We start from the raw sequence: 11,944 nt of genomic DNA, 5'->3' as shown, positions 1-11,944 counted from the left end.
GCTCTAGGTCATAAACTCATAAATGGGATTCCCATAGCCGTCGTGATCTGATTCAGTTTCCGAGAGGAGATTGGGGATGAGTTCACGTCGATATGAGCTGAGCGATTTTGAGTGGTCGATCATCGAGCCACTGCTTCCGAACAAGCCGCGCGGGGTTCCGCGGGTCGATGACCGGCGGGTATTGAACGGGATTTACTGGCGGCTGCGCACGGGTTCGCCCTGGGCGGATATTCCCGAGCGTTATGGCCCGGCGATGACTTGCTACAACCGGTTCGTGCGCTGGCGCAAAGAGGGGGTGTGGGACCGGCTGTTTGCGGCGGTTGCGGCTGCTTATGAAGGCGACGTGCAGATGATCGACAGTTCGTCGATCCGGGTTCACCAGCACGCCGCGAACAGTAAAAAGGGGGTCCGCAAACCGAGACCGGGGACACAGCTGACCCCCGATGCATGGGGCGCTCAAGAGGCGGGCTGACGACCAAGATCCATGCGCTGGTCGATGCCAACGGTTTGCCGATCTTGCTCAAGATCACGCCGGGCCAAGCCAATGACGGGCGCAGCGCTGCCGACATGTTCGACAGCCTGGAGGCCGGCGATGTCCTGCTCGCCGACCGGGCTTACGACTCCGACGCCCTGCGCGCCGCAATGCAAGAGCGCGGCGTCATGGCAAACATCAAGCCTATGCCGGGCCGGGTCCGCCACCCCACCTTCAGCGCCCCGCTCTACAAACTACGCAACGCCGTCGAACGCTTCTTCAGCAAAATCAAACACTACCGCGCCATCGCCACGCGATACGAAAAGCATCCCGAAAACTACATCGCCCTCATCAAACTCGCCGCCGCAAGAATCTGGATGCGCTTTATGAGTCGGTGACCTAGAGGTCTATAGCAGGTTTAGAAAACGAGATGGAGTTGGACCGATATCGATCCGATGGGCTCCTGAAATCCGGTCCGTCTCGCTATGATCTACCGCCTCCAACATGTGCTGAGCCTTTCTTAGGCTTATCTAATGCTCAAAGCCATCAATCGACCCCTGCGCAATTTCTGTCGGTCTGCTAGTGGGTCGTTAGCGGCTGGTCCGCTTTTGGCTTCAGGCTTTCTCCGCCGAACGTCCGCTCCTGGGTGGAAAGCGGACATAAACGACACGACGGCTACAGCTTCTGGTACGGCGACCATTCATTCCACACCCTGTCTTGCTTTCTTTGGGGAAGTCCGCTCCAAGACGCTAATCTAAGGGGGAAAGCTTATCGATCATAATGGGCACTTACTGCGAATCCTAGGTTTAGGCTTCGGCCTGGCAGCAGTCGTCGGCAGCGTTATTGGTCAAGGGATCCTGCGCTCGCCTGGCGTCGTTGCCGAGTCGACCAATTCCCCCGTTCTTATACTTAGCCTCTGGCTAGCGGGCGGGCTGATCGCTCTCTTGACTGCTTTCGCTTACGCTGAGTTGGCGGCAGCAATTCCACGGGCTGGCGGACAGTTCGCTCATATTCACCGCGCCTTTGGCGACAAGATTGGTCTGGGCGCTGGACTGACCCTGCTATTTGCTGGTCTGACAACTGTTGCGATGCTGAGTTTTGTGACCGGCGAGTTTCTGGTGCGGCTGGAAGTGGGCGGAGGCGCCTATTCTGCGGTGGAATTGGGTATCGCTGTCGCAGTCTTGTTCACCGCCATCAACGCGACCGGAACGCGCATGAGTGGTGTCAGCAACATCCTATTCTCATCGATCAAAGGTGTTGTTCTGTTGGGCCTCGTCGTCGCCCTGTTCGGCACCTCCTCAGGGCAGTTCATTTCGTCCCCAGCGACAGAATCCGATATCCTGATCAATGGCTGGCTCCCTCTCGGGACAGCGATCCTTGTGATAATTAGTACTTACAACGGCTGGTGGGACGTCGCCTATTACGGTGAAGAAATTAGGAATCCCGGCAAGCAGATACCTAGGGCAATGCTCGGGGGAATAGTCGGGGTGACCGTTCTGTATCTGCTTATTAACTCCGCCATGCTCATGGTCATGACACCAGAGCAGATGGCAGGTTCCAATTTTGTCGCGGCTGATGCGGCAGGCATCGTGTTTGGTGAGAATGCTGATTATTTGCTAACCCTGTTCGGTGTCTTGTCAGTTGGGGCTATTACAAACCTTTCCCTCATGACAAACACTCGGTTTGTATTTGCGCTTTCCCGGGCACACGTCATGCCTGCGAGACTTAGCTCCGTCGCTCGTAACGGCACACCCCTATGGGCGCTCTCCTTCGTAACAATTACCGGATGTGCTTTCATCCTAACCGGAAGTTACACGGCGCTTTCGTCCATGACGGTATCCATAGGCCAGGCCGTGGTGGTGCTTACGCTACTTTCCGCCATAAGACTCCGCCACACCGAACCGGACCTTCACCGTCCGTTTCGAATGCCACTTTATCCGTGGACAGCGATCCTTGCGCTGGCGATTGCGACCGCTTTGCTAGCGGTCTTCATAGTCCAGGATCCGATATGGAGTTTGTCCGGCTTCGTACTCGTAGCCGCCACGTGGGCCTTTATCGAGTTTGTCTTGGATCTCAGTCCAGTCCTTGAGCCAATCGACGCAAACCTTGTCGAATAGAGACAGTCGCTTCGTCCGCTATTGGGTCGTTAGCTGACTCACCAAATTTCGTCATTCCCGCGAACGCGGGAATCCACTCACTTCACAACGGTTCGAACCCGAAGTCCTCTGCCAAGTCACGCCATCTTGGGTTCTCCGCTTCGATCAGTTCGACCTTCCACGCGCGGCGCCATTTCTTGATCCGCTTCTCACGCAGGATGGCTTGCTCCATTGTCGCGTGCTGTTCAAACCAGACGAGCCGGTGCACTCCGTATTTCTTAGAGAATCCTTCGGAGGTGCCATCGCGATGTTGCGCAATGCGTTGAAGTAGATGAGAGGTGACACCTAGATAAAGCGTGCCATTGTAGGCCGATGCGAGCAGGTAAACGGTAGGTTGGAAAGCTTCGCGCATTCAGGAAGTTCTATTGGATTCCCGCGTGCGCGGGAATGACGAAGTAAGTTTGCAATAGCCTCGCCAGTCGCTATCCGATTTTCCTACAATTTCACAGGATGTTATACCGGAGGGGCACTTTCTCATCGTCCGGCCTCGCTCCGATCCGCATCTCCCTGGCAGAATGCGGCCAAGGCGGTCACACGTCAGGTCGCAAGGGTCACACTTCGGCGCGCCGTAAAGTCACGCTTTGGCCAGAACGGGTCACACATTCGCGCGAAAAGGTCACACAAATGCGCGCAGAGTCACACTTTTGCTCGCCAGAGTCACAGAACGCCGCTTTTTGCCCTTGGACCGTGTTCCATGTGTTCCATCGCTCCGCTTTTCACGTGTCCTTGGTCGCGCTACCGCTGTGCTGCTTGAGCGCGCTTCCTTCTTGTTCGCGCTACCGCTGTGCTGCTTGAGCGCGCTTCCTGATCATCCCTTCCTGCGCCACGCTGGCGACCAGTTCGCCAGCGCGGTTGAAGATCCGCCCGCGGTTGAAGCCGCGCCCGCCGCCGCTCCACGGGGCATCGGTGGCATAGAGCAGCCATTCGTCCGCGCGTGCCGGCCTGTCTCCGGGCGAATGGAACCAGATCGCATGGTCCAGGCTGGCGCCGAGCAGTTCGCCGCGCATCCAGCTTAGCCCATGCGGCAACGCACTGGTGCCGAGCAGGGTGAAATCGCTGGCATAGGCGATGATCGCGCGGTGCAGCGCGGGATCGTCAGGCAGCGGCGCTGCAGCCTTGAACCAGCTGTGCGCGCGCGGCGGCTTGGGCTCGCTGTTCATCCAGTGCAGCTTGTCCGTGGTGCGCATCTCGATCGGCCGGGGGCGCAGCATGATCTCGCGCGCGGTGCCGGTGATACCCGCCTGGTCGGCATGCTCGCGGCGCAACTCCATGTCGCTGCGCAGTTCCTCCGGCAGCGGCACATCGGGCATAACATAATCGTCATGCTCCAGCCCGGCTTCGGGCAACTGGAAGCTGGCGGTGAGGTTCAGGATCGGGCGGCTGGTGCCGTCTTCCTCGACCTGGCTGGCGACCACGCGGCGGTTGGCAAAGCTGCGCCCGTCGAAATCGGCGGCGACCTCGTAATGGATCGGCGGGCCTTCCTTGCCGCCGCGCAGGAAATAGGCGTGGAGCGAATGCGCTTGCTTCCCGTCACCTACGGTCGCCTGCGCCGCTTGCAGCGCCTGCGCGATCACCTGCCCGCCGAACACGCGGCCGATGCCGCCCTTTTGCGGGCGACCGGTGAAGCGCATCGGCTCATCCTGTTCGACGGTGAGCAACTTCACGAGCCCGGCGACGAGCTGTTCGGGTGAGGGGGCGTCAGACATGGCGATTGCCATGCGATGCGCTTACGCAGGCGTCAACTTGCCAAGCTTCGGGCACGCAAGAAAAAGCCCCGTCCAACCGAAGTTGAACGGGGCTCTCCAGTCCCTCTTGGGGGAACCAATGTCTTAGTGAGCACCCGCCAGCGCGGCGAGCAACAGCAGCGCCACGATGTTGGTGATCTTGATCATCGGGTTCACGGCGGGACCTGCGGTGTCCTTGTACGGGTCACCCACGGTGTCGCCGGTCACGGCAGCCTTGTGGGCTTCGGAGCCCTTGCCACCGTGATTGCCGTCTTCGATGTACTTCTTCGCATTGTCCCATGCGCCGCCACCGGCGGTCATCGACAGCGCGACGAACAACCCGCCGACGATCACGCCGAGCAGCAGTGCACCGAGCGCAGCAAAGGCGTTTTCCTGCCCGGCAAGACCATAGATCACGAAGTAGGTCACGATCGGTGCCAGCACCGGCAGCAGCGACGGAATGATCATTTCCTTGATCGCGGCCTTGGTAACGAGGTCCACCGTGCGGGCATAGTTCGGACGGCTGGTGCCTTCCATGATGCCCGGGTCGTTGGCGAACTGGTCACGCACATCGACCACCACGTCACCCGCGGCGCGGCCCACGGCGGTCATGCCCATCGCACCGAACAGGTACGGCAGCAGCGCGCCGAGCAGCAGGCCGACGATCACATAGGGGTTCTCGAGGCTGAAATTGACGTCAGCGTTCGGGAAATACTCGCGAAGGTCGGCGGTGTAAGCGGCGAACAGCACCAGCGCGGCAAGACCGGCCGAACCGATGGCATAGCCCTTGGTCACTGCCTTGGTGGTGTTGCCCACGGCGTCGAGCAGGTCGGTCTTCTCGCGGACGCTTTCGTCCAGACCAGCCATTTCGGCGATGCCGCCGGCGTTGTCGGTGACAGGGCCATAGGCGTCGAGCGCCACGACCATGCCGGCCAGCGCCAGCATCGCGGTTGCGCCGAATGCCAGGCCGAGCAGGCCGGCCAGCTGGTAGGCACCGATGATCGCCGCGATGATGACGATGGTCGGCAGCGCGGTCGATTCAAGGCTGATCGCCAGGCCCTGGATCACGTTGGTGCCGTGGCCCGTTTCCGAAGCCTTGGCGATCGAGCGGACCGGGCGGTAGTTGGTGCCGGTGTAATACTCGGTGATCCAGATGATGATGCCGGTCAGCGCCAGGCCGATCAGCGAGCAGTAGAACAGGTCACGGCCGGTGAATTCGACCATGCCCAGGCCCGGGTTGAGCACCGTGTTCATGTCCACCCCAACACTGCCCAGCGCATATTGCGTTGCGAACCAGATCAGCGGGATCGCGAGAACAGCGGTTACGATGAACCCCTTGTACATCGCGCCCATGACATTGGTGCCATTGCCGAGACGGACAAAGTAAGTGCCGATGATCGAGGTGACGATACATGCGCCGCCAATCAGCAGCGGCAGCGCCATCAGCGGCAGCAGCAGGTCGCCAATGCCGGTGAGCAGCAGCGCCATGAGGACCATGGTTGCGCCAACGGTGACGACATAGGTTTCGAACAGGTCGGCAGCCATGCCGGCGCAGTCGCCCACATTGTCGCCCACATTGTCGGCGATGGTGGCCGGGTTGCGCGGATCGTCTTCCGGGATGCCAGCTTCAACCTTGCCGACGAGGTCAGCGCCGACGTCTGCGGCCTTGGTGAAAATGCCGCCGCCCAGACGCGCAAAGATCGAAATCAGCGATGCACCGAAGGCGAGGCCGACGAGGCCGTCAATCACGGTGCGACTGTTGGCTTCGAGCGCCATCTGGCCGACCAGCACATAGAAGAACACGGCGATCGCCAGCAGCGCCAGGCCTGCCACCAGCATGCCGGTGATGGCGCCAGCGCGGAACGCGATGGTCAGGCCCTGTTGCAGGCCCTTCGAAGCAGCAGCAGCCGTGCGCACGTTCGAGCGGACCGAGATGTTCATCCCGATATAGCCCGCAACGCCTGACAGCACTGCGCCGATCAGGAAGCCCACAGCCGGGACAACGCCCAGAAAATAGGCGACCAGCGCGGCAACAACCACACCGACAAGACCGATGGTGGTGTATTGGCGGTTGAGATAGGCTTGCGCACCTTCTTGGATCGCGCCAGCGATTTCCTGCATCTTGGCGTTCCCGGCATCAGCGCCGAGAACCTGGCGGCTGGTGAAGATGCCATAGACAATGGCAAGCAATCCCAGCCCGATTGAAATGAGAATTAGGTCCACGAACTCTTCCCCTTAACCCTACGTGGAAATACGCCCCCGCGGACGCGGAGGCGATTGGTGCGGGAGCTATAAGGGATGCTTCGCGAGAGACAAGGGCGGAATCGGCGGTTTGCCGCCCGTGTCACCAGTTTCGCTAGTGCTGGTAGCCCAGCCCTTCGGCATTAAGGATCGGATGGCCATTGAGAAATAACGGCGCGAAGCCGCGCGGCTCGACTGTGCCGATGCGCGTGGCGGCAACCGGCGGACTTGTGCCATCGGGTAGCGTAAACAGCAGCTCGTAGTCGTCGCCCCAGCGCAGGCAGTCGTCCAGCCGCTCAGGAGCGGCGACCGGCACAGCGGCACTATCCAGCGCGATGGTCGCCTCGCTGGCATCAGCGATCCGCCACGCGTCAAGTAGCAGCCCGTCGGAGATGTCCATCATCGCAGTCACATATGGCGCCAGCGCGCGCCCTTCGGCCAGCAAGGGGTGCGGCCGGGCGAAGGCTTCGACATGTTCCGCTTTACCTTCGAACCCCAGCATCGCGCGGCCCAGTGTTCCCGTGACATAGACCGCATCGCCGGGCTTCGCGCCGCGCCGGTCCGGTACGGGGACATGCGTCGCGCGGCCGATTGCAGTGAGGCCGAAGGTGCGGCCGCCAGCGGCCTTGATCGTATCCCCGCCAAGCAGCGGCACCCGATAGGCATCAAGCACTTCGCGCAAGCCTGCCAGAAATCGCTCATCGTCCGGCCCGAGACTGTGCCCGAGCAGGACCCCGACTGGCTCGGCACCTTTGGCGGCGAGGTCAGACAGGTTCACGGCGACCAGCTTCCACGCAACATCGGCCAGGTCGGCACCGGCCGGGAAATGCGTGCCTTCGGCCATGGTGTCATGCGTCAGGATCAGTGCTTCCCTGCCGATATCCAGCACTGCACAGTCATCCTGCAGTTGGCGCGCGCCAGGATGGAGCGGCAATGCACGCAGGGCAGCGATGAATTCGGTCTCGTTCATAGCTTCCAATGTCAAAATCGGCGGGTCATAAGGAACGCTCCTTGCACGGGGATTTTCCGATGTCATCTTTCTTTCGCGCTGCCGCTGCCGCCCTTGCGCTAATGCTGTCCGCGCCATTGGGGGCGCAGGCCCAGGAGCCAGCGAAGCCCGAAGTGCCGGTACCATCGGCGGGAGAAATCGTGTGGTGGAGCGATTTTGCCCCGGCGGAAGCGGTCGGCGTGCGCGATATCTGGGTGTGGCTCCCTCCAAGCTACGGCAGCGATCCTGCCCGGCGCTATCCGGTGCTCTACATGCACGATGCCGAGAACATCTTCGACCGGCGCCTGTCCAATTTCGACAAGGAATGGGCGGTGGATGAGGCAATCATGCGGCTTTCGGCACGCGGCGATCTGCGCGAATGGATTGTTGTCGGACTGCGCAGCCCGCTTGATCGGTACCAGACGCTGTTCCCGCAAAAACTGTTCGATCTGTTGCCCGAAAGCCAGCAGGCAAGGGTAACCGGCATGACATGGGACGGCATCGAGGCGGGCAAGCCTTTGCGCGGCGATGCCTATGCCGCGATGGTGGCGGGCGCGCTGAAGCGCAAAGTCGATAGCGAATTTCGCACGCTTGACGGGCCGAAAGATACCGCCGTGATGGGATCGTCGATGGGTGGGCTGATGAGCCTGTATCTGATCGCCGAATATCCCGAAGTGTTCGGCCAGGCGGCCGGGCTTTCAACCCACCTGCCGCTGGCTAACCCCGAAGGCGGTGACCCTGAAACGCGCGCCGCCGAAGTGGCCAACGCGTTTCGCGCCTATTTCGCCTCGACCCGCCTCGATCCAGGCAAGAACCGGATCTATGTCGATCACGGCACTGCCACGCTTGACGCTTACTATGCGCCCTATTTCGCGGCGTTTGACGCGATGATGGCCGAACAGGGCTGGGTGGGGCCGAATTACGAGAGCAGAGCGTTTTTCGGCACGGAGCATGAGGAAAACGCCTGGGCGCAGCGAGTGGATATTCCGCTGGCCTTCCTCGATGCGAATGACCCTTAAGCGCGGGCATCCTTGCCAACCGCATCAAGGATGCCGTTGACGAATTTCGCTTCGCGATCGTCGAAGAAAGCCTTGGCCACATCGACATATTCGTCGATCGCGGTGGCGGTGGGCACATCGGCCCGCGCAATCAGCTCAAAGGCTCCGGCTCGCAGGATCTGCAGCATGGTCTTGTCGAGCCGGGCCAGCGTCCAGCCCTCGGCCAGCTTGCCGGTCAGCAGTTCGTCAATCTCCGCCCGTCGGGCGTCGACCCCGGCCACAAGGTCATCGAAGAAATCGACTTCGGCCTCGGCGAATTGCTCGTCCTCGTCCTCCATGCCCAACCGGTGCTGGTGGAACTCGTTGAGCAGCCGCGCGAGCGGGGTGCCCTCCATATGCTGCTGGTACAGCGCCTGGACGGCGGCGAGCCGGGCGGCGGAGCGGGCCTGGGAACGGGGGGGATTCATTTAAGCCTCAATTCAACCGATCTGGCATGCGCGGGCAAGCCTTCGGCATGGGCCAGCGCGACAGCGGCTGGGCCGATTTTCTCAAGGGATTCAGCATCGAGCGCGATGAAGCTTGTGCGCTTCATGAAGTCGAGCACGGAGAGGCCGCTGGCAAAACGCGCGCGGCGCCCGGTGGGAAGGACATGGTTGGGGCCGGCGACATAGTCACCGATCGCCTCAGGTGTCATGCGGCCAAGGAACACGCTGCCGGCATGGCGGATCGCCTTCAGCAGCGGCTCGGGTTCGGCGACGGCGAGTTCGACATGCTCGGCCGCCAGCCGGTCAGCCAGAGGAGCCGCTTCAGACAGGTCTTGCACGACAATGATCGCGCCATTGGCCTGCCAGCTCGCAGTTGCTGTCTCGCTCGTGGCAAGTTGTGCCAGCTGCGCATCCACCTGTGCGGAAACCTCATCCGCGAAAGCCGCATCATCAGTAATCAGGATCGATTGCGAGGTCGGGTCATGCTCGGCCTGGCTCAGCAAGTCGGCGGCGATCCAGTCAGCCCGGTTGTGCCCGTCCGCGATCACCAGAATCTCGCTCGGCCCGGCGACCATGTCGATCCCGACCACGCCGAAAAGCTGGCGCTTGGCTTCGGCCACCCAGGCATTGCCCGGGCCGGTGATCACATCGACGCTGGCAATCCGCTCGGTGCCATAGGCGAGCGCGGCCACGGCTTGTGCCCCGCCGACGCGCCAGATCTCGTCCACCCCCGCGATATGCGCGGCAGCAAGCACTAGCGGATTGGTCTTGCCATGGGGGGTGGGGGTTACGACCACCAGCCGCTCGACCCCGGCGACCTTGGCAGGTATCGCGTTCATCAGCAGCGAGGAGGGATAGGCCGCCCGCCCGCCAGGGACATAGAGTCCGGCGGCATCGACCGGGCGCCAGATCGCGCCCTGCCGCACGCCTGCTGCATCGGTGAAGTCGCGGTTCGAGGGGAGCTGGTCGGCGTGATAGGCGCGGATTCTCTCCGCAGCGAGTTCGAGCGCATCGCGCAGGCCTGGGTCCAGCGCGTCATAGGCCGCCCGGCACGCTTCGGCGGTGATGATCCAGTCCGCGTCGCTCGCCAGTGCATAACCGTCGAAACGCTGCGAGTATTCCGCCAGAGCCGCATCGCCGCGCGCCTTCACATCGGCGAGGATGCGCGCGACATCAGCGCTGACATCGGCGTCGCTTTCGCGGCGTGCATTGACCAGCGCGTCAAACTGCGCGGCGAAAGCGGGGTCAGCGGAGCGGAGCAACTGCATCAGGCCGCGTCCCGCGCTTCGGTGATTGTGCGAAAGGCATTGACCAGTTCCGCGACACGCGGGTCGGTCTTGAGCGCTGCGCGGTTGACGATCAGCCGCGCCGAAATGTCGAGGATGCGGTCGGTTTCGACCAGCCCATTGTCTTTCAGCGTCTGCCCGGTCGAAACCAGGTCGACGATCTGGCGTGCCAGCCCCAGCGAAGGAGCGAGCTCCATCGCGCCGTTCAGCTTGACGCATTCTGCCTGGATCCCCTTCGCCTCGAAATGGCGGCGGGTGAGGTTGGGATATTTGGTCGCAACCCGCAGGTGGCTGACGGAGCCGGGCTGTGCGTCATCGCCTGCGACGCGCGCCACGCTGAGGCGGCAGTGCCCGATATCGAGATCGACCGGGGCATAGAGATCGGCGTAGTCGAATTCCTCAATCACGTCCGAACCGACAATCCCGACCTGCGCTGCGCCATGCGCCACAAAGGTCGCCACATCGAAGGCGCGCACGCGGATCAGCCGCATATCCGGGCGGGTCGTTGCAAAGCTGAGCGCGCGGTTGCTCTTGTCGTGGAACGCATCTTCCGGCACCACGCCGGCACGCGCCATCACCGGTAGCGCTTCGTCGAGAATGCGCCCCTTGGGAATGGCAAAAGTCAGCTGTGTTGCGGCGGTGTTGGTCATTGCGTGGCGCCACTTAAGGACTGGGCGCGGAAAGGGCAATGTAAATGGGCGATCATGGTGCAAAGCCAGACTATGAACTGGTCGATATGGGCGTGACCGGAGCGGATGCCGTGCGCACCGCATTTGCCAACCAGGTTGCCTATTGCGAAGCGAATGGCGCGCCGATCACCGCCAAGGTGTGCGCCGCGATCCTCGCTGCTGTTGACGGCGACCGGAGCAACGCCTTGCTGGAGCGGATCCGAAGTTGGCAGGGTGCGCCTTTGTCGGATGCCCTGCCGCTACGCATTGCGGGCGGGATCCATGCCTTGCATCTCGCCGCCGAAGCGCCCGAGCTCGCCCCGATCTATCGCGGTGTGCCGGTCGATGCCGCGCCGATCATTGAGCAGGTGATGCAGCTGCATGAGGCGCGCCTGCTGCCCTGGCTGGACGGGCCGCCGCAAACCAACGAGGCGGGTCGCTCGAGCAATTTTATCGCTGCAATGCTGTGGCTGGCGGGACGAGGACTTCCGGCGAGCTTTGAGTGCCTCGAGATCGGCTCCAGCGCAGGGATCAATCTGATGATTGACCGCTATGGCTATCACCTGGACGGCGTAGAGATTGGCCCCGAAGCGCCGGTCATGGCGTTCAAACCCGGCTGGAAAGGCGCGCCGCCGCCCGATGTGCCATTCACCTTCGCCTCGCTGAAGGGTTGCGACGTTGCCCCGGTCGACCTGACCGATCCGGCGCAAGCGCTGCGGCTCAAAGCCTATATCTGGCCCGAGCACACGATCCGCTTTGAGCGGATGGAGGCGGCGATTGCGGCAGCAAAGGAACGCAAGCCCGATCTGGTCAAGGCCAACGCAGCCGAATTCGTGGAGGCCGAACTCGCCAAGCCACAGGCGCCAGGGACCACGCGGGTACTGATGCATTCGATCGTGGTGGCAATATGTGCCTGAAGACCAGCA

10 protein-coding genes and 1 pseudogene are annotated in these 11,944 nt (G+C 62.0%); 4 read left to right on the top strand and 7 right to left on the bottom strand.

The genetic code is table 11. The features are described from left to right. The first annotated feature begins 76 nt into the window (after positions 1-76). Positions 77-870, top strand: a pseudogene (locus G6N82_RS03620) (IS5 family transposase). A 372-nt stretch (positions 871-1,242) separates the two neighbouring features. Then, positions 1,243-2,589: an amino acid permease gene (locus tag G6N82_RS03615; protein ID WP_165197933.1), complete on the top strand. Its 1,347-nt coding sequence runs from the start codon at positions 1,243-1,245 to the stop codon at positions 2,587-2,589. 82 nt (positions 2,590-2,671) lie between these two features. Here G6N82_RS03615 and G6N82_RS03610 read toward each other — a convergent pair whose 3' ends face one another. From G6N82_RS03610 to thiL, 4 genes are all read right to left on the bottom strand, one after another. Beyond that, positions 2,672-2,980, bottom strand: coding sequence for a GIY-YIG nuclease family protein (locus G6N82_RS03610; protein ID WP_165193805.1), 309 nt, complete (start codon positions 2,978-2,980; stop codon positions 2,672-2,674). A gap of 424 nt (positions 2,981-3,404) precedes the next feature. After that, positions 3,405-4,334, bottom strand: a complete 930-nt coding sequence (locus tag G6N82_RS03605; protein ID WP_165193802.1) for an acyl-CoA thioesterase domain-containing protein — start codon at positions 4,332-4,334, stop codon at positions 3,405-3,407. 123 nt (positions 4,335-4,457) lie between these two features. After that, the gene (locus tag G6N82_RS03600; RefSeq protein WP_165193800.1) at positions 4,458-6,575 is read right to left on the bottom strand and encodes a sodium-translocating pyrophosphatase; all 2,118 of its coding nucleotides are present in this window, start codon (positions 6,573-6,575) and stop codon (positions 4,458-4,460) included. Between the two features lie 133 nt (positions 6,576-6,708). Next, complete coding sequence (thiL, locus tag G6N82_RS03595; RefSeq protein ID WP_165193797.1) at positions 6,709-7,563, bottom strand: thiamine-phosphate kinase; 855 nt, start codon at positions 7,561-7,563, stop codon at positions 6,709-6,711. Between the two features lie 59 nt (positions 7,564-7,622). Here thiL and G6N82_RS03590 point away from each other — a divergent pair, with 59 nt between their 5' ends. Then, positions 7,623-8,600, top strand: coding sequence for an alpha/beta hydrolase-fold protein (locus G6N82_RS03590; protein ID WP_165193794.1), 978 nt, complete (start codon positions 7,623-7,625; stop codon positions 8,598-8,600). Here G6N82_RS03590 and nusB read toward each other — a convergent pair. Genes nusB through hisG form a run of 3 tightly spaced genes read right to left on the bottom strand, consistent with a single transcriptional unit; the run spans position 8,597 to position 11,000 of the window. Beyond that, on the bottom strand, positions 8,597-9,046 hold the full coding sequence (gene nusB / locus G6N82_RS03585; protein WP_165193792.1) for a transcription antitermination factor NusB: 450 nt from the start codon (positions 9,044-9,046) through the stop codon (positions 8,597-8,599). The genes G6N82_RS03590 and nusB overlap by 4 nt on opposite strands. Beyond that, positions 9,043-10,332 (bottom strand): histidinol dehydrogenase, encoded by a 1,290-nt coding sequence (hisD, locus tag G6N82_RS03580; protein WP_165193789.1) that lies wholly within the window; start codon positions 10,330-10,332, stop codon positions 9,043-9,045. Before hisD ends, nusB begins: the two co-directional genes overlap by 4 nt. Then, positions 10,332-11,000, bottom strand: a complete 669-nt coding sequence (gene hisG, locus G6N82_RS03575) for an ATP phosphoribosyltransferase (protein ID WP_165193786.1) — start codon at positions 10,998-11,000, stop codon at positions 10,332-10,334. Before hisG ends, hisD begins: the two co-directional genes overlap by 1 nt. A 44-nt stretch (positions 11,001-11,044) precedes the next feature. On the opposite strand from hisG, the gene G6N82_RS03570 reads away from it, so the two are divergent. Next, positions 11,045-11,935, top strand: coding sequence for a DUF2332 domain-containing protein (locus G6N82_RS03570; protein ID WP_241255181.1), 891 nt, complete (start codon positions 11,045-11,047; stop codon positions 11,933-11,935). Positions 11,936-11,944 lie beyond the last annotated feature (9 nt).

The sequence above is a fragment of the Altererythrobacter sp. BO-6 genome (genome assembly GCF_011047315.1).
Classification (GTDB): Bacteria; Pseudomonadota; Alphaproteobacteria; order Sphingomonadales; family Sphingomonadaceae; genus Erythrobacter.
Note: the sequence above shows the minus strand (reverse complement) of the source record. Positions and strands in the feature narration are given on the sequence as shown.

Coding starts and splice junctions, on each gene's coding strand:
- hisD (WP_165193789.1), bottom strand. CDS start 10,332: ATGCAGTTGCTCCGCTCCGCTGACCCCGCTTTCGCCGCGCAGTTTGAC.
- G6N82_RS03610 (WP_165193805.1), bottom strand. CDS start 2,980: ATGCGCGAAGCTTTCCAACCTACCGTTTACCTGCTCGCATCGGCCTAC.
- thiL (WP_165193797.1), bottom strand. CDS start 7,563: ATGAACGAGACCGAATTCATCGCTGCCCTGCGTGCATTGCCGCTCCAT.
- G6N82_RS03570 (WP_241255181.1), top strand. CDS start 11,045: ATGGGCGATCATGGTGCAAAGCCAGACTATGAACTGGTCGATATGGGC.
- G6N82_RS03590 (WP_165193794.1), top strand. CDS start 7,623: ATGTCATCTTTCTTTCGCGCTGCCGCTGCCGCCCTTGCGCTAATGCTG.
- G6N82_RS03605 (WP_165193802.1), bottom strand. CDS start 4,334: ATGTCTGACGCCCCCTCACCCGAACAGCTCGTCGCCGGGCTCGTGAAG.
- nusB (WP_165193792.1), bottom strand. CDS start 9,046: ATGAATCCCCCCCGTTCCCAGGCCCGCTCCGCCGCCCGGCTCGCCGCC.
- hisG (WP_165193786.1), bottom strand. CDS start 11,000: ATGACCAACACCGCCGCAACACAGCTGACTTTTGCCATTCCCAAGGGG.